Annotated in this window: 19 protein-coding genes and 2 pseudogenes; 9 read left to right on the forward strand and 12 right to left on the reverse strand. The window is 71.4% G+C overall.

Annotated elements, in window-relative coordinates:
• Nucleotides 1–211: 211 nt before the first annotated feature.
• Nucleotides 212–1,609, reverse strand: a complete 1,398-nt coding sequence (locus Sm713_RS24165) for a sugar porter family MFS transporter (RefSeq protein WP_212911641.1) — start codon at nucleotides 1,607–1,609, stop codon at nucleotides 212–214.
• Nucleotides 1,610–1,819: 210 nt separating this feature from the next.
• On the opposite strand from Sm713_RS24165, the gene Sm713_RS24170 reads away from it, so the two are divergent.
• On the forward strand, nucleotides 1,820–2,851 hold the full coding sequence (locus Sm713_RS24170) for a LacI family DNA-binding transcriptional regulator (RefSeq protein WP_283249791.1): 1,032 nt from the start codon (nucleotides 1,820–1,822) through the stop codon (nucleotides 2,849–2,851).
• Between the two features lie 277 nt (nucleotides 2,852–3,128).
• Nucleotides 3,129–3,629: a peptidoglycan-binding domain-containing protein gene (locus tag Sm713_RS24175; protein WP_249416468.1), complete on the forward strand. Its 501-nt coding sequence runs from the start codon at nucleotides 3,129–3,131 to the stop codon at nucleotides 3,627–3,629.
• Nucleotides 3,630–3,881: 252 nt separating this feature from the next.
• On the opposite strand, the pseudogene Sm713_RS24180 reads toward Sm713_RS24175, so the two are convergent.
• Nucleotides 3,882–4,148: pseudogene (locus tag Sm713_RS24180) on the reverse strand (DUF1275 family protein); the annotation flags it as partial.
• On the opposite strand from Sm713_RS24180, the gene Sm713_RS40610 reads away from it, so the two are divergent.
• The 3 genes from Sm713_RS40610 (at nucleotide 4,032) to Sm713_RS24190 (ending at nucleotide 7,434) form a co-directional block, all read left to right on the forward strand.
• Entirely contained in the window at nucleotides 4,032–4,697 is a 666-nt protein-coding gene (locus Sm713_RS40610; protein ID WP_249416469.1) for a LysR family transcriptional regulator substrate-binding protein, read from the forward strand. The pseudogene Sm713_RS24180 and the gene Sm713_RS40610 sit on opposite strands and share 117 nt — an antisense overlap.
• Before the next feature lie 224 nt (nucleotides 4,698–4,921).
• Nucleotides 4,922–6,241: an NAD(P)/FAD-dependent oxidoreductase gene (locus tag Sm713_RS24185; protein ID WP_212911642.1), complete on the forward strand. Its 1,320-nt coding sequence runs from the start codon at nucleotides 4,922–4,924 to the stop codon at nucleotides 6,239–6,241.
• A 182-nt stretch (nucleotides 6,242–6,423) separates the two neighbouring features.
• On the forward strand, nucleotides 6,424–7,434 hold the full coding sequence (locus Sm713_RS24190; protein ID WP_212911643.1) for an alcohol dehydrogenase catalytic domain-containing protein: 1,011 nt from the start codon (nucleotides 6,424–6,426) through the stop codon (nucleotides 7,432–7,434).
• A gap of 92 nt (nucleotides 7,435–7,526) precedes the next feature.
• Here the strand turns inward: Sm713_RS24190 and Sm713_RS24195 are convergent.
• From Sm713_RS24195 to Sm713_RS24215, 6 genes and pseudogenes are all read right to left on the reverse strand, one after another.
• Nucleotides 7,527–8,216: pseudogene (locus tag Sm713_RS24195) on the reverse strand (SDR family NAD(P)-dependent oxidoreductase); the annotation flags it as partial.
• A 181-nt stretch (nucleotides 8,217–8,397) separates the two neighbouring features.
• Nucleotides 8,398–9,264: a hypothetical protein gene (locus Sm713_RS40615; protein ID WP_249416470.1), complete on the reverse strand. Its 867-nt coding sequence runs from the start codon at nucleotides 9,262–9,264 to the stop codon at nucleotides 8,398–8,400.
• The gene (locus Sm713_RS24200; RefSeq protein ID WP_249416471.1) at nucleotides 9,261–11,660 is read right to left on the reverse strand and encodes an alpha-mannosidase; all 2,400 of its coding nucleotides are present in this window, start codon (nucleotides 11,658–11,660) and stop codon (nucleotides 9,261–9,263) included. The genes Sm713_RS40615 and Sm713_RS24200 overlap by 4 nt, the downstream gene beginning before the upstream one ends.
• A gap of 28 nt (nucleotides 11,661–11,688) precedes the next feature.
• Nucleotides 11,689–12,501 carry a carbohydrate ABC transporter permease gene (locus tag Sm713_RS24205; protein ID WP_212911644.1) on the reverse strand — a complete coding sequence of 271 codons (813 nt, stop codon included), beginning with the start codon at nucleotides 12,499–12,501 and terminating at the stop codon, nucleotides 11,689–11,691.
• Nucleotides 12,498–13,454, reverse strand: a complete 957-nt coding sequence (locus Sm713_RS24210) for a carbohydrate ABC transporter permease (RefSeq protein ID WP_212911645.1) — start codon at nucleotides 13,452–13,454, stop codon at nucleotides 12,498–12,500. The genes Sm713_RS24205 and Sm713_RS24210 overlap by 4 nt, the downstream gene beginning before the upstream one ends.
• On the reverse strand, nucleotides 13,442–14,737 hold the full coding sequence (locus Sm713_RS24215; protein ID WP_212911646.1) for an ABC transporter substrate-binding protein: 1,296 nt from the start codon (nucleotides 14,735–14,737) through the stop codon (nucleotides 13,442–13,444). The genes Sm713_RS24210 and Sm713_RS24215 overlap by 13 nt, the downstream gene beginning before the upstream one ends.
• Nucleotides 14,738–14,847: 110 nt before the next feature.
• Here Sm713_RS24215 and Sm713_RS24220 point away from each other — a divergent pair, with 110 nt between their 5' ends.
• From Sm713_RS24220 to Sm713_RS24230, 3 genes are read left to right on the forward strand one after another with little or no spacing between them, the layout of a single operon-like run.
• Nucleotides 14,848–16,590: a class I mannose-6-phosphate isomerase gene (locus Sm713_RS24220; protein WP_212911647.1), complete on the forward strand. Its 1,743-nt coding sequence runs from the start codon at nucleotides 14,848–14,850 to the stop codon at nucleotides 16,588–16,590.
• Nucleotides 16,587–17,609: a LacI family DNA-binding transcriptional regulator gene (locus tag Sm713_RS24225; protein WP_212911648.1), complete on the forward strand. Its 1,023-nt coding sequence runs from the start codon at nucleotides 16,587–16,589 to the stop codon at nucleotides 17,607–17,609. The genes Sm713_RS24220 and Sm713_RS24225 overlap by 4 nt, the downstream gene beginning before the upstream one ends.
• Nucleotides 17,610–17,657: 48 nt before the next feature.
• Entirely contained in the window at nucleotides 17,658–18,656 is a 999-nt protein-coding gene (locus tag Sm713_RS24230) for an ROK family protein (RefSeq protein WP_212911649.1), read from the forward strand.
• 86 nt (nucleotides 18,657–18,742) lie between these two features.
• Here Sm713_RS24230 and Sm713_RS24235 read toward each other — a convergent pair whose 3' ends face one another.
• From Sm713_RS24235 to Sm713_RS24245, 3 genes are all read right to left on the reverse strand, one after another.
• Nucleotides 18,743–19,537, reverse strand: coding sequence for an SDR family NAD(P)-dependent oxidoreductase (locus tag Sm713_RS24235; protein WP_212911650.1), 795 nt, complete (start codon nucleotides 19,535–19,537; stop codon nucleotides 18,743–18,745).
• Nucleotides 19,538–19,671: 134 nt separating this feature from the next.
• Nucleotides 19,672–20,088: a heme-binding protein gene (locus Sm713_RS24240; protein WP_212911651.1), complete on the reverse strand. Its 417-nt coding sequence runs from the start codon at nucleotides 20,086–20,088 to the stop codon at nucleotides 19,672–19,674.
• Between the two features lie 149 nt (nucleotides 20,089–20,237).
• Nucleotides 20,238–21,467, reverse strand: a complete 1,230-nt coding sequence (locus Sm713_RS24245) for an MFS transporter (RefSeq protein ID WP_212911652.1) — start codon at nucleotides 21,465–21,467, stop codon at nucleotides 20,238–20,240.
• A gap of 170 nt (nucleotides 21,468–21,637) precedes the next feature.
• On the opposite strand from Sm713_RS24245, the gene Sm713_RS24250 reads away from it, so the two are divergent.
• Nucleotides 21,638–22,123, forward strand: a complete 486-nt coding sequence (locus tag Sm713_RS24250; RefSeq protein ID WP_212911653.1) for a MarR family winged helix-turn-helix transcriptional regulator — start codon at nucleotides 21,638–21,640, stop codon at nucleotides 22,121–22,123.
• Between the two features lie 87 nt (nucleotides 22,124–22,210).
• Here Sm713_RS24250 and Sm713_RS24255 read toward each other — a convergent pair whose 3' ends face one another.
• A complete protein-coding gene (locus Sm713_RS24255; RefSeq protein WP_212911654.1) occupies nucleotides 22,211–23,377 on the reverse strand; it encodes a cytochrome P450 in 1,167 nt (388 codons plus the stop codon).
• Between the last annotated feature and the right edge of the window lie 132 nt (nucleotides 23,378–23,509).

Genomic DNA, 23,509 nt, shown 5'->3' on the forward strand with positions numbered 1-23,509 from the left:
CGGCGTCGGGGCCGTTGGGGAGTCGGGGCCGTTGGGGAGTCGCCCGGCATGAGGTGGTGGCCCCGTGCGGGGGTGCGGATGGATCCGTCCGCTGACACGGCGCGCGGCCGGGCCTACGGGGTACCGGGAATGCGGCCGGACCCGTGGTTTCCCAGATCCGGCCGCATGCCCTCCCGGCGAGCGCCACGGCCCGACCGGCCGGGGCCCCTGCTCAGCGCCCGGTGGATGCCGATTCGAGCTGGAACTCGATTTCCTCCAGGCTCCGTTCCTTGGTCTCGGGCAGAATCCGCCAGAGCACGACGGCCCCGGCGATGGCGAACACGGAGAAGGCCCAGAACAGGCCCGTGGCACTGAGCGAGGAGATGACGGTCAGCACCACGAGCGAGATGGCCAGATCCAGGCCCCAGTGGGTGACGGTGCCGAAGGACTGCGCCTTGCCGCGCACGTTGTTGGGCAGGATCTCGCTGTTCACGAGCCAGATCGCGATGCCCAGGCTGGCCGCGAAGACACCTTCGTAGACGACGAGTCCGACGACGAGCAGGACGCCGACCGTCGGTGTGCGCGGCAGGAGATACAGCAACCCGATGGCGGCCAGGGTGGCCGCGACCACGACCGTGCCGCCGATCAGCAGCGGGCGCCGGCCGAGGCTGTCCACCAGGAGCAGCCCCAGCACGGTGAAGAGCAGGAACGCGCCGCCGATGCCGACCGAGGACAGGATCGCGGACGAGTCGCCGAACCCGGCCTGGGTGAGCATCGTCGGGGCGTAGTAGAGGATCGCGTTCACGCCCGCGAGCTGGTTCGTGGCGGCGACCACCACGCCGATCACGATCCCCCTGCGAACACCGCGGGACCGGAACAGCGAACGGTACGTGACGGCCTTCGCCTGGCTGATCGCCTCGGTGATCGCGGAGATTTCCTCGTCGACCTCACCCGGCGTGCTCCGGATGCGGCCCAGCACCGCACGTGCGTCGTCGCCCCGGCCGACCGCGGCCAGCCAGCGCGGACTCTCCGGAAGCGACAGCTGCCCCACCAGCATGACCAGCCCGGGTACGGCGGCCAGGCCGATCATCCAGCGCCACCCGTGGCTGTCGGCGAACGCGTAGCCGACGAGGTAGGAGACGAAGATCCCCAAGGCCACGAACAACTGGTTGAACGAGACCAGGCGCCCGCGGATCCGGGCCGGAGCCACCTCGGCGATGTACATCGGAACCACGAGGGACGCCGCCCCCACGGCGACGCCGAGGAGGAACCGCGAGGTGTAGATGAGCGGCAGCGACCCGACCACCGAGCTGCCGAGCGCGCCCACGAGATACAGGGCGGCCACGCCGGCCAGGCCGGTGCGCCGGCCCAGGCGGTCGGTCACGGGGCCGGTTACCAGCACGCCCACGACGGCTCCGGCCAGCAGAATCGCGACGAACGCCTGCTGGGCGAACTCGCTGAGGTGGTATTCATCGGTGACATAGAGCAACGCCCCCGAGACGATCCCGGTGTCGTAGCCGAAGAGCAGCCCTCCGAGCCCGGCGACGACCGACGCCCAGATGACGGCACCACGCCAGGGATTGGCTCCTTCGCTCTCCACTGTGACTGCACTGGTCCTGTTCGTCGCCATTGACGTCTCCCGACTCGACACGGGTCTCGATCTTGATGAGGTATCGTTACCACATGAGAGGTCGGGTAACGTTAACACGCAGCGGTTATCGTTAACAGGGCCCGAATTCGGAAGGTGAGGACGGGACTGGGCCATCGGCTCATCCCCCAGGGAGCCAGGTCATCCTTTGCGTGGCCATAAACTGGGACGACCCGACCGAAGGGATGGACGATGGCCACGCTCGCTGAGGTCGCGGCCCGCGCTGGTCTGTCCGTCATGACGGCTTCGCGTGTGCTCTCCGGGCGCGGGTACGTGTCGGACGCCTCCCGTGAGGCGGTGCTCCAGGCCGCCAAGGAGCTGGACTACGTTCCGAACGAGGTCGCGCGGAGCCTGCGGCGCAAGCGCAGCAGGCTGGTCGCCCTCATCGTCTCCGACATCGAGAACGGCTACTTCGCGGCCATCGCCAGGGCCGCCGAGAGCGCCCTCGCCCCGCACGGCTATCGCCTGATGGTGGGCAACAGCGACGAGGACGCGCAGCTCGAGCGCGAACTGCTGCGCGGGGTGCTGGAGATGCGGGCCGACGCCCTTCTGATCACGCCGACACCGGAGAACGGGGACCTCATCGAGCGTGTCCGGGACGGCGGACTGCCGACGGTCCAGATCGACCGCGCGGTACCCGGGCTGGCGTGTTCGAGCATCCTGCTGGACAACGAGTCGGCGGCGGCCGCGGCGATCGAGCACCTCCACGCGCGCGGGCACCGCAGGATCGCCGTGATCAGCGGGCCCCAGGAGATCACGACCGGTGCCGAACGAAGCCGGGGCGCGCTCGACCGGGGGCGGAGCCTCGGCGCCGACGTGAAGGCCGTCGCCGCGTCCTCGTTCCTGCGTTCCGATTCGCTAAACGCCGTCGACGAGGCGCTGCGGTGGGGTCCGACGGCGGTGATGGCCGGCAACAACCTCATCCTGGAGGCGTGCCTGACCGTCTTCACCGAGCGGAACATCTCGGTACCCGAGGACCTCTCTCTCGTCGGTTTCGACGACCTGCCCTGGATGGAGTGGGTCAAGCCGTCCATCACGACGCTCAGGCAGCCGATCAGGACCATGACCCAGGCCGCGGTCGACCACCTCCTCAAGGCGCTGGACTCGCGCGATCCCGCTCAGATGCCGGCACCCGTGACCGACCGCTTCCCGGCGGAACTCGTCGAGCGCCGCTCGGTACGTGCACTGGGCGATGCCGGTGGAGGAGACGGCCCGGCCGGCTGACCGTCCCGGCTGCGGCACGCCTGATCCGGATCCTCCCGGGCCGACTGGCGAGCCCTGCCAGGCGCCCCCCTGACGCCGGCAGGTTCGATACCGGAGGAGCGCGGGCCGACGCCTTGCCGATGAGCCGAGGCCGGTAAACCTGACGGCACGTCGTTGTCGCGAGGATCACATTCCCCATGGGGGTTGAGCCGACCGCCGGTCGCCTTCGTACCCGAGAGCGCACTCAGCACCTGACATCCGGTCACTTGCTGACTACGTCTCCCGGAGGAACCTCGCTGTGTCCCACTCAGCCAGAATCCGCCACACCCCCACCCTTGCGGCCGGCGCCGCCGTGCTCGGCCTCGCCGCGCTCGCCTTCGCCGGCCCCGCGCAGGCGGCGACCGCCGCATCGACCGGTGTGGCCCGCACCGCGCACTCCACGGTGAGCCTGCCGGGGGCCCGCGTCCTCGCTTCCGACGCGTCGGTCAACCTCGGCCTCACCACCCGGCAGGCCCAGGCCGTACAGCGCTGGCTCGCGAGCGCCTACAGCTACAAGGGCGCGATCGACGGGCAGTTGGGAGCCGACAGCTGGATGGCCCTGCAGCGCGAGCTGCAGACGTTCGGGGTGTACAGCGGCCCCATCGACGGAGTCGTCGATTCCGACACGCTGTCGGCGCTGCAACAGCTCCTCACGGCCATCGCCGGCTACCGGGGCGCGATCGACGGAACCGACACCCCGGAGACCGAGGCCGCGTTCGCGCGCTACGCCGAGGCACTCATCGAGGACGACGGCGTGTGACATCTGGTCGGGCTGACGCGGGGCCGCCCCGCGACAGCCCGACCGGGCAGCGCGAACGCGGCGTACGACGTCCCTTCCGGCACCCGTCGCCGTACCTGCCGCTACCTTTCTACGCCGCACCCGCCACACCCTCCCCGGCCACGACGTCCGCTCCGACACCGTGGACCGCCCGGAGGCGAATGCTCCGCAGACCCCCGCGACCAGGACCGCGGCGAGAACGACGACGGCCCTAGCTGAGACATGGAGCAGGGCCGCGGCCACCGCGGCGCCCCCGAGCATCGCCGTGATCGATCCGAGCCGGCGGTGGACCTTCGCTCCCCGTCCCCCGCCGAGGGCGCTGTCGGCGGTCAGCCCGGTGAGGGTCAACGTCAGTACGGAGGTGTTGGGGTCGCGTACGCCGAAATGGCGGACCGTGCTGTTCTGGAGCCCTGCCGCCAGAGCGAGGAGCGCGATCGGCACGTACGCGCCGGGACCGCCGGTGTGCGCGGCGCGCTGCGAGCCCGGCCCGTCGGGCGTCATGGGACCGCTGCCGCCGACCAGCTGCGTCAGTCCTCCGCCGGGTCCGCGGGCAACCTCCAGGCCGTCCTGGACGGTTCGCTGGACCTCGCCCTGACGGTCGGTGGCCGGCGACCGCCCGACGGGATCGTGCTGCGGCCCCTGGTCGACGAACCGCTCGCGTTCCTCTGCCGGGCGGACCATCCGCTGGCCGGGCGCTCCCTGATCACCCTGGCGGATCTGTCGGGCACGCCGATCCTGCGCTTCCCGCCCGGCTGGGGAACGCGGGACACCGTGGACCGGGTGCTCGGCCCGGTGGACTCCGCCACCGAGATCGCCGGCTACACGCTCATGGTCAAGCTCATCCGTGCCGGCTTCGGCGCGACGCTGATGCCCGCATCGGCCGTGGCCGGCGCCGCCGGCGTGTGCGTGATTCCCCTCGACGCACCGGAACTGACCTGGCACCTCTCCGCGGCCGTCAGCACCCGCCGCCGCCCCACGGCGGCCACCGAAGCCCTCCTCGGAGCACTCATCACCGCCGCGGACGACGTCACCGGCCCACGCAACGCCTGATCGCCTGATCCGGTCGAGGACCGGGCCCACCGTCCGCATCACCCCTCCGGGCGCGCATGCCGTCTGTCGCACGAAGAGGTTGGATCCGGTCCGAAAGGTGGTCAATCGTCCCCCGGAGGGGGTTGGCTGGGAGACGCGGAGAGCGAGGCGTGGACGGGACACGGCTGCCGGGCTGCGCGCGTCGGATCGTCGTGTCCCCTGTGGATCGTCGTCGAGGAGGTCTCATGGCCAGGGGCAGTGCGGTTGTCGTCGGGGGAAGCGTGGCGGGACTGCTGGCCGCCCGCGCGCTGAGCGACCGTTTCGAGCAGGTCACCGTGTTCGACCGGGACGCTCTGCCACCAGAGCCCCGGCCGCACACCGGGGTGCCGCAGGGGCGCCAGGTACACGCCCTGCTCCATCGCGGCGCCGAGACGCTTGGGGCGCTGCTGCCCGGTTTCCTGGACGACCTGAAGGGCGCCGGTGTGCCGACGGGGGACGGCCAGCGGGACCACCACATGTACCTGGACGGGCACCTCATCGTGCCCGCCGCGTCCGGGCTCACCCTCTACGGCGCGAGCAGGTCGCTCATCGAGTACCTGATCCGCACCCGGGTCACCGCGCTGCCCAACGTGGCGATCGTGGACGGCACCGCCGTCACCGGCCTCGTCCTCACCGGGGACGGCGAACGGGTCGCCGGGGTACGGCCGGCCGGTGCCGAAGAGGTCCGCGCCGACCTCGTCGTCGACGCCACGGGCCGCGGCTCCCACGGCGCACGGTGGCTGCGCGAGGCCGGTGCCCCGGTGCCCCCGACCTCCGCCATCCGCGCCGACGTCGTCTACGTCACCCGGCACTACGCCCGCAGGCCCGAGCACCTGAACGGGCTGCTCGGCGCCACGATCATCCCGTATCCGGGGATGCGGCGCGGTGGCGTCGTGGTGCGGCAGGAGGGCGACAGGTTCGCCATCGTGCTCGCCGGCATGCTGGGGGAGGAACCGCCGCTCGACGAGGGGGCGTACGCGGCCTGGGCCCGTTCGCTGCCGTCGTCCGAGGTCGCCGACGTCATCGACACGTCGGAGCCGCTCGACGAGCCGGCCAAGATGCGGTTCCGCCAGAGCGTCCGCCACCATTTCGAACGCCTCGACGCGCCACCCGCCGGCTTCCTCGCCGTCGGCGACGCGCTGTGCGACTTCAACCCCGTGTACGGGCAGGGCATGACGGTCGCCGCCATGGAGGCCGAACTGCTGCGGGACCTCCTCGCCGGTGAGGAGGAACACGACCTGCCGCGGCGCTTCTTCGCCGCGGCCGCCAAGGTGGTCGACGGTCCCTGGCAGCTCGCGGCGGGAGGCGACTACCGGTTCCCCGAGGTCGAGGGGCGGCGTCCTGCCCTGGGAAGGCTCGTCGAGCGCTACCTTGACCGCTACAGGGCCGCCGCCTCCGTCGACCCGGTACTCGGCACCCGCTTCCTGCACGTCGCGCACCTCATGGCCCCGCCGTCCCGCCTGCTGTCTCCCCCGACGGCACTACGCGTGATGCGGGCACGCCCCGGACGCAGGGCGAGTCGATGACGGCCCCTTCGGAGATCACCCGGGAATCAGCCGGAGAACACCCGGAGACACCCGGAGACACCCGGACACCGACGGGTAGGTCGCCTTTCGGGTGGTCGTCGTCCGGCCCACCGCCTGGTGCCATCCGCGTCCGACCCATCCCCACTACGGTCGTCGGGACATGACTGAAACGGGGTCCACCCATGCTGACGGCCGTTGCCACCGCAGTCGGTGAGCCGCTCACCTTCACCGAACGCGACGTGCCCGAACCCGGCCAGGGAGAGGTCCTGGTCAAGATCACCGCGTGCGGAGTCTGCTACACGGACCTGGACGTGCTCCAGGGCCAATGGCCCGACGCCCGCTTCCCGCTCGTCCCCGGTCACGAGATCACCGGCGTGGTGGACGCCACCGGTCCCGGCGTGTCGTGGCCGGAGGCCGGCGCGTCCGTGGGTGCCCAGATCCTCGGCGACTCCGACCGCCGCTGCGACTACTGCGTGCGCGGCGAGCAGATCCTCTGCCCCCAGAAGCGCTTCACGGGCATCGACATGGACGGCGGCTACACCGAATACGCCCTTCTCAAGGCCGACTTCGTCACCCCACTGCCGGAGGGGCTCGACCCGGTCGCGGCGGCTCCGCTGATGTGCGCGGGCCTGACCGCCTTCAACGGCCTGAGGCAGGGCGGGATCACCCCGACCTCGCGCGTCGCCGTCATCGGCGCCGGCGGAGTCGGGGCACTGGCGATCCGCTACGCCGTCGCCATGGGAGCCCGTGTCGCCGTCGTCGGCCGGACGGACCGGCACGAGGCGGCGGTGAGGAAGATGGGCGCCGAACGGTTCATCAGCACGCAGGACGCCGACCCGGCCAAGGCACTCAGGGCCTGGCACGGCGGAGCGAACCTCATCCTCAACACCACCCCGTCCACCTCGGCCGCCGCCGCCACGTTCACCGGTCTGGCGCCCGACGGCAGGCTCGTCCTGTGCGGGTACGGCCCCGAGCCGCTGGTCCTGCCCACCCAGCCGCTGGTCCTCAACCGGCTGCACGCCATGGTCAACCCATCCGGCTCCCCGCACGACGCGCGCGACACCCTCGCGTTCTCAGCGGCCCACGGCATCCTGCCCGAGATCACCACCATCGCCCTGCGCGACGCCAACGCGGTACTCGACGCCATGGCCAAGGGCAGCTCCGGCAAGCGGTCGGTCATCACCTTCGACTGACCGCTGGCGTAGATGCCCTCGCCGGACCAGCGGCGGGTGGCCTCGACGGCGAGAAGCGCGTCGGCGGTCTTCGACTGGCCGTAAGAGATGAGCGGGTCGTACGGCCTGAAGTCGAAGTGGAGATCGTCGAAGACGACGGGGGAGAAGAGGTTGCCGCCGGAGCTGACGGACACGATCCGGGCGCCGTGGGCGGCCGCCAGCGCGTCGTGCAGGCCCAGCGTGAGGGCGAAGTGGCCCATGAAGTTCGTGGCGAACTGCATCTCCCAGCCCTCGGGCGTGCGCTCGACCTCGGGGAGGGCCATGATCCCGGCGTTCTTGACCAGGATGTGCAGCGGCTGGTCCCACTCGTCCAGGAACCGGCGCACGGATGCCTGGTCCGCCAGGTCCAGGGCGCGGACCGTCACCCTGGTGTTGCCCGTGGAACTGGTGATCTCCGCGGCGATCTCCTCGGCCGCCCCCGGGCGGCGCACGGCGAGGACGACCTCCGCGCCGGCGGATGCGAGGGCGCGCGCGGTCTCGATGCCGATACCGGATCCGGCCCCGGTGATCAGGGCGCGCTTGCCGACGAGGTCCACACCGTCGAGGACATCGTCAGCCGTGGAGCTGAAGCCGAAGGGTGTGCGGATGGTGCCGGTCATCGCGAGACCTCTCAGGTGCGTGGGGATCGGGGCCGGCCCGGAGCGTGCCTCGGGCCCGGCACCTTCCACGGTGCCGCCACGCCCGGCTGCCAGCCAGAGCCCTGGGAACCCTGGTAGCGGCAGGGACAGGCTGGCACCAGGCATACCGCAGCGGCGACCAGGCCGGGCAGGCGCCACGTCGCGCAGCGCACACGGAAGTGCGACGCTCCGCCGGTCCTGCCCGGGGAGCGCCGCACTTCTTCACCGCGATCGAAGCCGACGGGATGGCGCCTGGCCCTCAGCCCTCAGCCCAGCCTTCGGCCCCCAGCCCCCCGGGCCCCTCCCCTCAGAGCCGCACCCGCACCGCCGCGCTCCCCAGCCGGGGGATCTCCACGAGGATGTCGGCGCCGTCGAGGCCTGCCGGCCCGAGGGGGTCTCCGAGGTACGTGGCGCGTTCCGCGCCGGTGACCGGGAAGCCGCAGCGAAGGCGGACGGTGCGCGCCTCGGTGGCGTACGACTGAAGGCGCACCAGCACATCGGCACCCGCGCCTGCGGCCTCCCTCGCAGTCCCCGTCGCACCCGCATCCCCACCCGCGCCGCCCCCGACCGCCACCGGTGTCACGTCGACCACCTTGACCTGCGCGTCGTCCAGGGACAGCAAGGCGAACACGGCGGGCCGGCCGCCATCGGGCGCACCGTGCGCCGGCACACCGACCAGGGGGTGGTCGATCTCGTACGCCGTGCGCACCGCCAGGGCGTCGGCGCTGATCCTCTCGCCGCGGCGGCGGACGCCCACCGCGTACCGGAAGGTGGTGTGGAACGCCTGCTGGGAGGGGAAGTTCGTGTCCCACAGGTTGTTGTGCACCCAGGAGTAGACCGTGCCGGGCTGCCGCGGTGACGTCGAGTCAGGGAACGGCGCGTAGGGCAGGGCGATCGTCTCCGGTTGCACGAGCGGCGCGTCCCGGGTGACCCAGGCGACGGGGCCGCCGGCGTCCTCCAGCGAGACGAACGAGCGCACGGCGCGCATGTGCTGGGGTGCGCCGGGCACGTGTTCGAGGCCGGTACCGGTCAGCGCTCCGGTGATCTCGTAGTGCACGACCGGCTCCGACAGGGCGAAAGGAAACGCCAGGTACGCACTCTCCTTCGTCATGGTGGCGGGCTTGTCGAACCGGTTGTCGAACACGACATGCGCGTCGTCGCGGCCGAGGCTCACCGTGGTGCGCGCCCGGTGGACGCCGTCCGCCGCGTACTCGAAGGTGAGCCGCTGTCCGAGCCCGTCGTCGCGGCGTTCGAGCAGGACGCGGGGCGGGCCAGGGTCCGGGAGCCGAGCAGTTCGAGCTCCTCGCTGACCGTGGTCTTGTTGGCCTGGTGGTTGTAGCCGCCGGCGGTCGTGTAGGTGTCGTAGACGTAGCCGTTGAAACCGACCACGGCGTCCTGGTCGACCAGCTCCCGGCCGGTCGCCTTCTCGACGAGGCTCGCCACGCATGCCTTCGCCAGATCCACGCGCACACGCAGGTGGTCGTTCTCCAGGACCAGGTCCTCGGCGGTGGGCAGCGGTACCGCGGCACCGTCCTCCTTCTCGCCGGTACCGACCCGCCCCTGGGAACGGGCCTCCTCCTCGGCGGAGCGCGTGTGCCGCTCGGCCGCCCGGCCGGACGGGTCCGCCGCGTCGACCACCGCCACGTCCAGCCGCACCATTGCGAACGGCGGCACGTCGGGCACCTCGACGCTCAGCCACCGCCCGGCATCGCGATGGACGTGGTTGGTCTGCGGCTCCTCCACCGCCGGCAGGGGAGCGCCGGTGCGGCCGTCGCCGACCGACACACGCTTGTCCAGCGGCACCCGGCTCTCCCGGAGGAAGAACCTCACGACGGACGTCCGGGGAGCCGCCGTGGTGTTGACCGCCCAGTACGTCGCGTCGGCACTCCCGGACGTGGGCAGCACCGCGCCGAGCGCGGCCGACGCGTGGTCGAGGAAGGTGTCGGCGTAGTTGCTGCCGTGCAGGGCGTAGCCGTACTTCCAGTGCCACTGCTGCTCGCCCGACTGGCCGCCACCGTCGCCGTGCGTCCACGGGTCGGCCGCGCCCCAGGTGTGCTCGTTGAACAGCGAGATCGACCGGTAGGCGTCGGCGGCGCCGAGCCTGACGTCGGCGGCCAGCCGGGCGGTGGGCCCCGCAGGATCCATCAGCGCGGCCATGCCGTACAGGGTGCCGGCGTCGGTGACCACGGACTGGGCGCGGCGCACCATCGCCTGGGGCCGGGCGCCCGAGCCGACGCCCTCGACCCACCAGTCGCCCCAGTCGCCCTCGAAGGTGGGAATCTCCGGGCCCAGCCGCGCCTCGGCGTCGTCGAAGAAGTCGGTGTTGGTGGACAGCCGCAGCTTGGGGCTCTGCCATGTCTCGTTCCACCGGCGCACGGTCTCGGCCATGATCAGCCGCGGTGGCGCGTTGTCCCCGAAGTGGCCCTGCACCCTCAGATGCAGCACGTCCCACGGGTAGGGCTCGCGGTCCTGCGCGCCGGGGCCCTGCCAGCCCAGCAGCTCCACCGGGAACGGGTACGGGTTGGTCGCGAGCGAGGTCAGGTAGGCCGGCAGCAGGTCGTCCACCATCTCGTAGGAGGTGGCGAAGCCGAGCATGGGGCCTTCCATGTACGCCAGGCCGTGCGGGCTGTCGGTCATCCACACCAGTACCTCGTTGCCCGAGGGCGCGCGCCACCGGAACAGCCGCGGCAGCCGCGATCCGCCGTTGGCGTTCGGCACCGAGCGCCCCGCCCAGTTGTGGGCCACCGACAGGTACCGCACGCCCAGCTGGGAGAGCGCGTCGGGCAGCCCGGCGACGGTGCCGGGCACGTCGGTCTGCATGGCGGAGCGGAACTCGACCCCGTACTCGTCCCTGACTCTGCGGGCCAGCCGCAGCAGCTCGTGCAGCTCGTCGGTCGAGCAGGTGTCGGTGTGCAGGTTGTACGGCATGGCCGTCAGCTCGATCTGGCCGGCCCGGACCCGCTCGACGAACTCCTTGACCCGCTCCGGCGGCCGGACGGACGCCCACTGCTCGAACGACCAGAGCGATTCCACCGCCCATCGGAACCTCGCGTCGTCGGGCCAGCCGTCGGTGGCGCGGGTGAGGTCGAGGCACGAGTCGAGGAAGGCGACGTGCTCGCCCAGCACCGTGCCCTGCGGATCGGTGTAGCCGATGTCCAGGTGCGAATGGTGCACCAGGTGGATCGTCCAGTCGCGCGGCGGGTCCAGCGCGAAGGCGAGGACCGCCGAGTCCGTGCCGTTGCCCGCCTCGATCCGGATGTCGTGGCGCTCGGAGGCGAGCGGGAGCAGCAGCCGTGCCCCGCCCGGCGCGGGGAGCACCTCCACGGGTATCGGGCCGCCGCCGGCCGTCACGTCGAACGCCCAGTCACCGTGCCCCGAGACATCGCCCGAGATCAGGATCCGTACCGACCGCTGGGCGCCGTCCGCACCCCGCCGCACGAGGTGCTCGGGCATGGCCCGCAGTTCCGTGTCGCCGGCCCGCGCGGTGGCGGCGACGGCGAGCGAGACCATGCCGGCCCGGACCTTGTCGTTCGACCATCGGCGGTCGCGTACGAGTGCACGCGTTGTCATATCTTTCCTGTCTCCCAAGGTGGTTCGGTCAGGACGTGAGCCGGAGGCTGTTGACGAAGAACCGCTGGAACACGAAGAAGAGCACCACGGTCGGCACCGACGCGACGAGCGCACCGGCCAGCACCACGGGCGGCCCGACGGTGCCGTAGTTGCCGTTGAGGTCGGCCAGCGTCGCCATCACCGGCCGCACGTTGGGGCTCAGCGAGAGCGTGATCCCGAACAGCAGGTCGTTCCATATCCAGGTGAACTGGAAGATGAACGCGGCCAGCAGCGCGCTCCTGGCCAGCGGCAGGTGGATGCGGAGGAACATCTGAAGCCAGTTCATGCCGTCGAGCTGAGCCGCCTCGGAGATCTCCCGCGGCACCGTCAGCATGAAGTTCCGGTTGACGAAGAAGGCGAACGGGATGGTCAGCGCGACGTAGACCAGCACCATGCCGTACTGCGTGTCGTACAGGCCGGTCCTGGCGAACCCGGTGAACAGCGGGGACAGGAAGGTCTGCAACGGCAGTACGGTGCCGATGAAGATGGCCCAGAACCAGACCGCGGGCCGGCGCACAGGCATCACGACGACGGCGAACGAGGCGAGCGCGGCGACCACCACCGCCACCGCCCCGCCGACCACCGCGTACAGGAGCGTGTTGAGGAGCCCCCGGCCGACGTCGGCGCTGGTGAACGCGGTGCGGACATTGCCGAGGAATCCCGGAGCGGAGAACCACCAGCGTGGTGAGCCGGTGTACTGCCCGGCGGGTGTGAACGCGTTGACGACGACCAGCCAGGTCGGCACCAGCCACACGAGCGATATCAGGGCGACCAGGACGCCCCGGACGGACCTCCCGGTCATGAGACCTCCCCCCAGCGCGGTTGCACCTGCCGGCGCAGGTAGAGCCAGGACGCGGCGATGACGACGACCGTCAGCACGACGGAGACCGCCGCGCCGTAGCCGTACCGGTTGAGGGTGAAGGTCTGCCGGTACATCGTCAGGGCCAGCGTCTCGGAGTCCGTGCCCGGCCCGCCCTGGGTCAGCAGCCAGACGATGTCGAAGGTCTTGAGGCTGTTGACGATGGACATGCCCACCACCACGACGGTCATCGGCCGCAGCTGCGGCACGATCACCCGGAGGAACAGCTGCATGCCCTGCGCGCCGTCGAGGCGCGCGGCCTCGATGGTGTCCACCGGGATGGTCTGGAGCCCGATCAGGAACAGGATCAGCGAGGCGCCGGTCGCCTGCCAGGTCGTGGCCACGATCATCACGATCGTGTTCAGCGGCCAGTGCAGCAGCCACTCCTGCTGCCAGCCGCCGAGTCCGATGGCGCCCAGCGTCTGGTTGACGGCCCCGTCGCTCCTCAGCAGGAACGTCCACAGCAACGCCGTCGCGGAGCCCGACAGCGCGTACGGGATGACCACCGCGGTACGGGCCACCACGCCCCAGCGCACCGAGTTGGTCAGCGCCGCGAGGACGAGGCCGAGCAGCACGGGCAGCACCAGCGTGCCCACCACCCAGCACACCGTGTTCAGCAGGGACCGGGCGAAGTCGGGGTCGGTGAAGAGCGCGACGTAGTTGGACAGGCCCACGAAGCGGGCGCTGATGCCGTTGTCGTCGAACAGGCTGCGCCCCGCGGTGACCGCGAACGGCACCACCAGCAGTGCGACGATCAGTGCGACGGCCGGCAGCAGGAAGGCACCCACCGCGGCGGCTCGGCGGAACTCACCGGATCGCGCCGTGGACGTGGGCGCCGCGGACGTACGTGGTTCTGTCGGGGGTGCCGCCTTGGCGGCATGGGTTACGACGTCCACATCTTCCACTCCTTGTCGGCTCGACGCTGCATGCTCGCCAGAGTGCTCTTCGCCTGCGCGGCCGTGGGGTTGATCATGAACGCGCTCAGGTCCAGCACGTTGCCCTCGATCAGCACCGGCGGTGACGCCTCCCAGTACCGGACGGCCTGGGTCGGCCGCTCGCGTCTCACCTGCGCGGCGACCTGGCGCACAGCTCCGACATCCGGCACCACGGAAGGGTCCGCGGAGGTGTCCCTGAGGAAGCCCGTCCACGCCCTCTGCACGGCCGGGTTCAGCCAGGCGCGCGCCACGGACACCGCGGCGTCCCGCTTGTGTGCGTGCGCCGCCACCGCGAGCACACCGCTCTCCACCAGCGCCGACTGAGCGCCGCCCGGCGGCGGGAGCAGGAAGGCACCCAGGTCGGCGTCCTTCACCCCGGCGTCCAGGAAGGCGCCGGTGTTCCACGTGCCGTACAGGCACATGGCCGCACGCCCCTGCGCGAACTGGCCCGGTGCGTCGGAGACCGCCGCATCGGGCGGGGAGAACGCACCCCGCCGGTACAGATCGCTCCACAGACCCATCGCCTGGCGGCACACCTCGTCGGTGTACGAGGCCCGGCCCGCCGTGAGATCCAGATAGAACCGGTGGTCAAGCCCGTTGACCAGCTGCTGGAACCAGATCGACGACTCCCAGGTGGTCGCACCGCCCGACATGATCGGTGTGATGCGCCGGGCCCGCGCGGCATCCACCACGTGCAGGAACTCCTGCCATGTCGCCGGGACACCGACTCCCAGCCGGTCGAACACCTTCTTGCTGTAGAAGACGGCGTAGTACGACTTGTACAGTGGAACGCCGTACTGCCTGCCCCGGTAGCTGAAGGACTCGCGCAGCGCCGCGTCATCGCACCAGCCCTGCCGTGCCGCCTCGTTCCAGGCCTCGGAGACGTCGGCGAGGATTCCGGCACGGGCGACGTCCCGCAGCCGGTACCCGTTCCACCACTTGATCAGGTCGGACGTGGAGTCCGTCTGCGCCGACATGCGCACGATCTGCTGGTAGTTGCTCACATTGGGCACGGCCCGGGGCGCCAGCCGGTAACCGGCGAGCCGGTGCACCTGCGCTCCCGCCGCCTGATAACCCGGCGCCCAGGTGGAGTTGTCGTTGAAGAGCGAGACCACGTCGGCCGGCGCGGGCCGGGTCAGGGAGCCCTGGCCGCAGGCACCGAGCGCCAGTCCGGCGACGCCGACCAGCCCCGAAGTCAGGGCCGCGCGCCGGCTCACTGGAGGCGGAGTGTCGATCGACTGCATGGAACCACCTCGTCGTGGAAGCATCGACCTGCTAAGTTATCGGTAACGTACACATCGCCTCGTGATTTGAAAAGAAGTAACGTTGACGTTATCGCTAGGGGGTCGTTGACATGGGCGGGAGCCCGCAGGCGGCGGTGCAGGCAGCGCAGTACGACCCGGCACCCTGCTATCCGGTCCGCGACGGCACCGTCGCCGTCGGCTGGCACGACGCGGCACGAGCGCTGCCGGCGGGCACCCGCGTCCTCGCCGTCGACGGTCCCGCCGTACTGGACTGGGCGGCCGTCGCCGAGCGGCTGCGCGCGGCGTTCGCGGACACCCGGGGCCGGGTGGAGGTCGCGGACGTCCGATCCGCGGCGCGCGACTGGCTGACGGTGCGCCACCTCACGGAGTCGGACGCATTGCGGGACGACCCGGACTTCGCACGGCTCGCGGGCGGCTCGCTCGGTGAGTTGATGGACCCGCACGCGCTGGCGGAGCTGGCGGCCGCCCCTGTCGGCGAAGACGGGTTGCGCGTCCTCGTAGGGCCCGGCGCCGCGCTCGGGCAGGCCGACATCCTGTGGTGGGCCGACCTGCCGAAGCGGTACGCGGAAGCGGCCGTCCGGCAGGGCCGGGGACGCAACGTCGCCGCCCCGGAGAGCGAGCCCCCGACGCTGCGCCGGCTGCTCTACGTCGACTGGCCGCTGCTCGACAGGCACCGTGACGACATGGCGGAGCGCATCGACCGCTGGTTCGACGTTACCGATACCGTCGAACCGACGTCGATCAGCGGTGCGGCACTGCGCGAGACGTGCCGCTCGCTCGCCACCCGTCCCTTCCGCACCAGGCCCACCTTCAACACCACGCCGTGGGGCGGGCACTGGGGTCAGGAGACCCTCGGCCACAACCCGGACGCGGAGAACACCGCGCTCGGGTACGAGCTGATCGCACCCGAGAGCGGCGTCCTGCTCGGCGACGACCCGGCCCGGTGCGTGGAGGTACCCTTCCAGCTCGTCGTCGCCCTCTCACCGGCGGACGTGCTCGGGCCGGCGGTCCACGAACTCTTCGGGACGTCGTTCCCGATCCGCTTCGACTACCTCGACACGGTCGGCGGCGGGAACCTCTCCGTCCACTGCCACCCGCGGACCGACGACATGCGCAGCGTCTTCGGCTGGCCGTACACCCAGCACGAGACCTACTACCTGATGCACGCCGGCACCGGCAGCAAGGTCTTCCTCGGCCTGCACGGCGGCGTCGACCTCGACACCTTCCACCATCACGCGGACGCCGCCGACACGCACGGCACGCCATTCGACATCGAGCGGTACGTGCAGACCTTCCCCGCCGACGCCGGGCAGCTCTACCTCGTCCCGGCGGGCACGCCGCACGGCAGCGGCGAGGGCAACGTCGTCCTCGAAGTCAGCGCCACCCCGTACCTGTACTCGCTGCGGTTCTACGACTGGCTGCGGCACGACTCGGCAGGCGACCAGCGCCCCGTCCATGTGAACCACGCGTTCCGCAACCTCGACCCGGCACGGTCGGGCGGGGCCGTCTCCCGCGACCTGATACAGCGACCTCGCCTGGTGCACGAGGGCAACGGCTGGCGGGAGGAACTCCTCGGCGCCCTGCCCGCGATGTTCTTCGAGGTCCGCCGCACCGTCGTCGACCCGGGCCACACGGCCGAGCAGCACACCGAGGGACGCTTCCACGTCCTGACCGTCGTGGACGGACCCGGTGCGCTGATTACGACAGCGGCCGGGCACCGGCACTTCGTACACTATGCGGAGACTCTCGTCGTCCCCGCTTCCGTCGCCGCCTACGGCGTGCGGAACGAGGGACCGGAGCCGGTCCGACTGGTGAAGGCGCAGGTGGTATGAGCACGAATTCGGACCCCGAACAGGCTCTCACCATGCGGGACGTGGCCAAGCGGCTCGGCGTGAGCCCGATGACGGTGTCCCGCGCGCTGCGCGGCCAGCGCGGCATCGGCGAGGACACCAGGAAACGGGTGCTCGCGGAGGTGGCCGCCATCGGCTACCGCCCCAACAAGCGTGCCCGGAACCTGCGCTCCGGCGGTCCGAACGAGCTGATCGGACTGGTCGTCACCAACCTTGCGAACCCCTTCTACTCCCAGCTCGCCGTGGGCGTCGAGCAGGTCTGCGTGGGCTACGGGGCACGGGTCATGCTCGGCAGCACCGGCGAGGACCCTCAGGCGGAGCGCGAGGTCGTCGCGGACATGGTGGAGCGCGGTGTGGACGGCCTGGTCGTGGTCCCGGCCGGTCACGACCACAGCCACCTCGGCGGCGACCTGCTCAACGGCACGCCCGTGGTGCTCGCGGCCAGCCCGCCCATGGGCATCGAGGTCGACTGCGTGCTCGTCGACGACTTCGGCGGCACCCGGCAGGCCTGCCGGGAACTCATCGCCCGCGGCCACCGGCGCATCGGCTTCCTCGGCCTGCCACCGTCGCTGTGGACGGGCTCGGAGCGCTTCCGCGGCTACGCGCTGGCCCTGGAGGAGGCGGGCATCGCGATGGACGAGCGGTACGTCAGCCGGCACCGCGGCGACAGCGCACTCGCGGAGAAGGCGGCACGGGGGATGCTCGCCCTGGACGAACCGCCGACAGCTCTGCTGACCGCCAACAACCGGAACACGGTCGGCGCGCTGCGCGCCCTGCGGGACCGTCCGGACGGCAGCAAGGCGATCACCGTCGCGGGCTTCGACGACATCGAACTCGCCGACATGCTGGACCTGCCTCTGACCGTCGTGTCGTACGACCCCGTCGAGGTCGGCCGCGTCGCCGCCTCCCTGCTGTTCGAGCGCCAGACGAGCACGGTGTCGCCGCAACCGAGGAGGGTGACCATCAGCACCACCCTCGTCGACCACCCCACACCGCGGTAGGCCCCTGTCGCTCGGGGCCCCAGTGCCACTCAGGAAGGTGTTCGTCGGTTGATTCCCGTCCTGGAGATCGGCGGTACCCATGTCACCGCGGCTCTCGTCGACCCGCGCGACGGGCACGTCACCGCTCGGACGCGGGGGCCGCTCGACGCGCACGGCGGTGCCGAGGACATCCTCGGCACCGTACGGCGCTGCGCCGACGGGCTGCCGGCGCCTGCCGGCGCGCGGTGGGGCGTGGCGGTGCCGGGGCCGTTCGACTACGCGAGGGGGATCGCGCTCTTCGCGGGCGTCGGCAAGTTCGAGGCCCTGTACGGAGTCGACGTGCGGACGGCACTCCTCGACGGGCTGCGGAAGCGCCCCGGCGACGTCGCGTTCGTCAACGACGCCCACGCCTTCCTGCTGGGCGAGTGGTCCACGGGGGCTGGCCGCGGCCACCGCCGGGTCGTCGGCATCACGCTCGGCACGGGCGTGGGCTCGGCGTTCCTCGCCGACGGCCGCATCCGTGAGAGCGGTCCCGGCGTGCCGCCCGAGGGCCGCCTGGACCTGACCGAGCTCGACGGCCGGCCGCTGGAGGACTCCGTCTCGCGCCGGGCGATCCTGGCCCGTTACGGCGACCGGGACGCCGACGTACGCGACGTCGCCGAGCGCGCCAGGGCGGGGGAGGGGCGGGCCCGGCGGGTGCTGGACGATGCCTTCACCGGACTGGGGACCGTGCTGGGCCCACGCCTCGCCGACTTCGGTGCGAGCGCCCTCGTCGTCGGGGGCTCCATAGCCGGCTCCTGGGACCTCGTGGCCCCTGCGTTGCGCAGCGGGCTCGCGGCCGGGAGCGGGCGTGGGCGCTGGGTGCCGGACGACGCGGACCCGGGCGCGGGGCCGCCGCCTCCCGGGGCCCCGCAGAGCCCTGAGGGAGCCGCCTCCCCCGGACCGGATCGCGGCGCTCGGGCAGCCGCAGGGCACACCCGCGTCATGAAACCGGCCGACCGGCCCGAGGACGCCGCGCTGATCGGTGCGGCCTGCGCGGCGTCCGCGGAGGACCGACCGAGGGGATGACCGGCAGGCTGACGGAGGGATATCCGGGGATACCGGCAGCATGCCGGCCACATGGGTCGGCCCGTGGTGTGCCGGCCACCTGCTTCTCAGGGCAGGATCGAGTCGACATAGCCTCCGTCGACGCGCACGGCGCCGCCCGTGGTGGCGGAGGCGTGGGGCGAGGCGAGGTAGACGACCATGTTGGCGATCTCCTCGGGCTCGATGAGACGTTGCAGCAGGGACTGGGGCCGGTACGTGACCATGAACTCGTGCTGCGCCTCGTCCCAGGGCAGCTCGTCGCCGACGAGCTCGCGGACGAACCCCTCGACGCCGCCGGTGTGGGTCGGTCCGGCGATGACGGAGTTGACGGTGACGCCGGTGCCGGCGGCGTCCTTGGCGAACCCGCGGCTGACGGCGAGCAGCGAGGTCTTCGTCATGCCGTAGTGGATCATTTCCGCGGGGATGACCACGGCCGAGTCGCTGGCGATGTTGAGGACGCGCCCCCAGCCCCGTTCCTTCATGCCGGGCAGGTAGGCGCGGATGAGCCGGATGGCGGAGAGGACGTTGACCTCGAAGTAGCGGCGCCACTCGGCGTCGTCGATCTCCAGCGCGGGCACCGACCCGAAGATGCCGAGGTTGTTGACGAGGATGTCGACCGCGGGCGCGGCCTCCAGTACGGCGTCGGCGCCCTGCTCCGTCGACAGGTCGCCCACGGCGCCGGCGACGTCGTCGCTGCCGGAGCCGGCACGCACGGTGGCGACGGCTTCCGCGACGCGCTCCTCGCCGCGGCCGTTGACGACGACGCGGGCGCCCGCGCGGGCGAGGCCCGTGGCGATGGCAAGGCCGATGCCCTGGGTGGAGCCGGTGACCAGAGCGGTGCGGCCGGAGAGATCGATCTGCATGGTGCGTTCCCCTCGTCGAGGCGGTGGAGTGTGCCGGGGCCGTGCCGAAAGGCGCCGGCGGTGCGGGCGGGGTGGCTCGGCCGGTGGGGTGGCCCGGCTGTGCCGGGCCACCCTCGGTCTGCGGTCGAGGCCGCTCAGAGAGCCTGGAGAGCGCTCTGGGCGAAGGTGTGGTCCTGCTCGGGGGCGCCACCGCCGAGGCCGAGGGCGCCCACGAGCTGCCCCTCGCGGTGGATCGGCACCCCGCCGGCGATGAACAGCAGGGGCTTGTCCAGCGCGGTGGGCAGGGTGTGGAAGGGGCCGTCCGGCTTGACCAGGTCCACGAGGTCGGCCGTCGGCGCGTTCAGCTGCAGGGCGGTGTAGGCCTTGGCGGTGCTGGTCTCACCGGAGATGAGGACGGCACGCTCGTCGCGGCGGAAGGCCAGCAGGTGTCCACCGGCGTCGAGGACGGTGACGCTGACGGGGACGGCCGCCGCGTCGGCAGCCTGACGAGCGGCAAGGACGAGGGCCTCCGCGTCGGCAGCGGTGAGAGGGGTCACGGCGGTGGTGCTCATGAAAACTCCTTTGATCGGTACGGGACTTGCGGTTGATGTGGTGTGGCTCTGTGGGTGTGGGTGCGGGTGTGGGTGCGGGTGCGGGTGTCGGGCTCAGGAGCGGGCTCTGTGAGTACGGGGCTCTGGAGCGGACCCCGTGGGCGCGGAGCTCAGGAGCGGACTGCTCGCTCCGAGGGCCGGGCGAGGTGCGTCGGAGCGGAAGCCGCGGCGGTGCGGCTGGTGCGGCCGGTCCGGCCGGGCCGGAGCTCGATCCGGTGTGAGATGACGGCCAGCACCAGGGCGGCGCCGGCCAGGACGGCCCCGACGGCGTTGGGCGCGGTGTAGCCGAGGCCGGCGGAGATCACCAGGCCGCCGAGCCAGGCGGACAGCGCGTTGCCCAGGTTGAAGGCGCCGATGTTGGCCGCCGAGGCCAGCGTCGGCGCGCCGTGGGCGTGGTCCAGGACGCGCTTCTGCAACGGCGGGACGGTGGCGAAGCCGAGAGCGCCGATCAGGAAGACGGCCGCGACGGCCGCGGCCTTGCCGGAGGCCAGGAACGTGAAGAGCAGCAGGACCAGCGCCAGGCCGCCCAGAGCGGTGTAGAGCATCGGCATGAGCTTGCGGTCCGCGAAACGGCCGCCGGTGAGGTTGCCCGCCACCATGCCCAGCCCGAAGACGACCATCAGCCAGGTCACGGAGGAGTCCGCGAAGCCGCTGACCTCGGTCATCATCGGCGCGATGTAGGTGATCGCGGCGAACACGCCTCCGAAGCCGAGGACGGTCATGGCCATCGCGAGGACGACCTGGACGTTCTTGAAGGCGGTGACCTCGTCCCGCAGGTGCACGCCTGCCGGCTTGGGCACGTCGGGCACGAGCTTGGCAACGCCGGCCAGGCCGACCACGCCGAGGGCGGCGACGATCAGGAAGGTCACGCGCCACCCCGCGCTCTGGCCCACGTACGTGCCCAGGGGGACACCGACGACGTTGGCGACGGTCAGGCCCGTGAACATCATGGAGATGGCGCCGGCCTTCTTCTCCGGCGCCACCAGCTCGGCGGCGACGACGGAGCCGATGCCGAAGAAGGCGCCGTGCGCGAGCGAGGCCACCACGCGGCCGATCAGCATGACCGCGAAGACCGGGGCCACGGCGGAGATCAGGTTGCCGAGGATGAACAGGCCCATGAGCAGCATGAGCATGTTCTTGCGGGAGATCCTGGTGCCGAGGACGGTCATGATCGGTGCGCCGATCATGACGCCGAGCGCGTAGCCGGTGACCAGGAAGCCCGCCGTCGGCACGGACACGCCGAGGTCCGCGCCGACCTGGGGCAGCAGCCCCATGATCACGAATTCCGTGGTGCCGATTCCGAAGGCCCCGATGGCAAGGGCTAGCAGTGCGAGCGGCATGGCGAGGGTCCTTAGACGTGCGAGGTGAAGGATGCGTGAGCGCCTTACGTGCGTCGACAATAGTTGCACGCGCTGGTTAATGGCAAACGCGGGTATAGTGAGGTACGCGATAAGGCGGCAGGTCCCCTGCCGGCGTCTCCACCCGTACGAGCCGACCGAGGGAGCTGGTCATGACCGCCACCGACCCGGCGATGACCGCACTGGCGCACAGCTGGTCGGCCCTCTCTCTGCTGCACGGACGCATCGAGAGCAGAGTCGAGCGCGCGCTGCAGGCCGCGCACCGTCTGAGCGCACGCGAGTACTCGCTGCTGGACGTGCTGAGCCGCCAGCACGACGGCGAGGGCGGACACCTGCAGATGCGGCAGGTCGCCGACGCCGTCGTCCTCAGCCAGAGCGCCACCACACGGCTGGTGACCCGCCTGGAAGACCGCGGGCTGCTCCAGCGCTACCTGTGCCCCACCGACCGCCGCGGCATCTACACCGAGGTCACCGACGACGGCCTGCGCCTGCTGGAGGAGGCCCGCCCCACCCACAACACCGCCCTGCGAGAGGCCCTCGACCGGGCAGCGACCGAGCCCGCGCTCGCGCCCCTGGTCCATGCGGTCGAGCAGGTGCAGGGTGGTGGCGCGCGGAGACTCGACAACGGGAAGGTGTGAATCCCCGCTGCGATGACCACCGCAACGGCAACCGCAACCGCAACTGCCTAGGTGGGCGGGTCCAGTTGAAGTGAAGCCCGTGCGGCTCTAGGAGAAGCTCTCCCACAGCACGTGGAGTGCGGAGGGCTTGCGGAAGACCAGACCCCGCGGGACGGCGGGGTGGGCCGGGTCCAGGCGCAGCTGCGGGAGGCGTTCGAGCAGGTGCCTGAGGGCGATGCGAGCCTCCAGGCGGGCGAGGTGCACGCCGAGGCAGTAGTGCGAGCCGTAGGCGAAGCCCAACTGGAGACGGAGATTGTCGCGCCGGGCCTCGAACCGGTCGGGGTCGGGGAACACCGCCGGGTCGCGGTTGGCGCCCGCCAGCGAGACGGTGACCAGATCGCCCCGGCGGATGGTGACCGAGTCGAGAACCACGTCGCGGGTGGCGTAGCGGTCCACCACGGCCGCACCCGGTTCGAGTCGCAGCGATTCCTCTATCGCTCCGCCCAGCAGGTCGGCATCCGCACGGACGAGGGCGAGTTGATCCGGACGTTGCAGCAGGTGCAGCAGCGCGTTGATGATCATTGCCTCGGTGGTCTCGATACCGCCGAACATCAGGATCGCGGCGTTGGACGCCACCTCGGGCACGGTCAGCGCCTCGGCTGCGGAGGCCAGCAGCGAGGCGCCACCCGGCCCGGCGACAGTGGCCTCCACGGAACTCTGGAGTTGGGCGTATGCACGGGCCCCGGCCGGCCCGGCCTCGCGCCCCGCGCTGATCTCCGAGACCGACCGCACGATGGCGTCGTACCACGACAGCACCGTCTCGGTGGTCGTGCCCTCAAGCCCCAGTGCCCGGGTGACGACGGCGACCGACAGCGGTCCGGCGAAGGAGCGTCGCAGTTCGGCGGTGCCCGCCGGTTCGAGGAGGGAGATCAGCCGGTCGGTCTCGCGCTCGATGAACGCCTCGAAACCCTCGTACACCGCCCCGTGGCGGAAAGGAGCCGTGAACGGCGCACGGTGGCGTGCATGCTCCTCACCGTCCGTGGACAGCATGCTCGGGCCGACGACCTGGGCGGTGGAGAACCGGGGATCGTCGACGGTGAAGGTCGCGGAGTCACGCATCACGCTCGTGGCGAGATCGTGCCGCGTCACCAGCCACCCACTGAGTTCCGGCACCCAGGAGACGGGCTCGTGAGCGCGGAGCAGCGCCAGCCGCGGGTGCGGATCTCCGGTGAGTTCGGTGACGCTGGTCCCGGCACCCAGCGGGAAGAGATCCACGACGTGCACCACACCGTATCCAAGCAGCGGAAAGAGTTGTCCCTCCCGACGCTATCAACCACTTTGAGCGTGAAGGCCGCCAGGGGTTCAGCCCCGGCCTGTCCGAGGACTTCTGCCACCGCTAGCGTTCAC

It is taken from the genome of Streptomyces sp. TS71-3, assembly GCF_018327685.1.
Classification (GTDB): domain Bacteria; phylum Actinomycetota; class Actinomycetes; order Streptomycetales; family Streptomycetaceae; genus Streptomyces.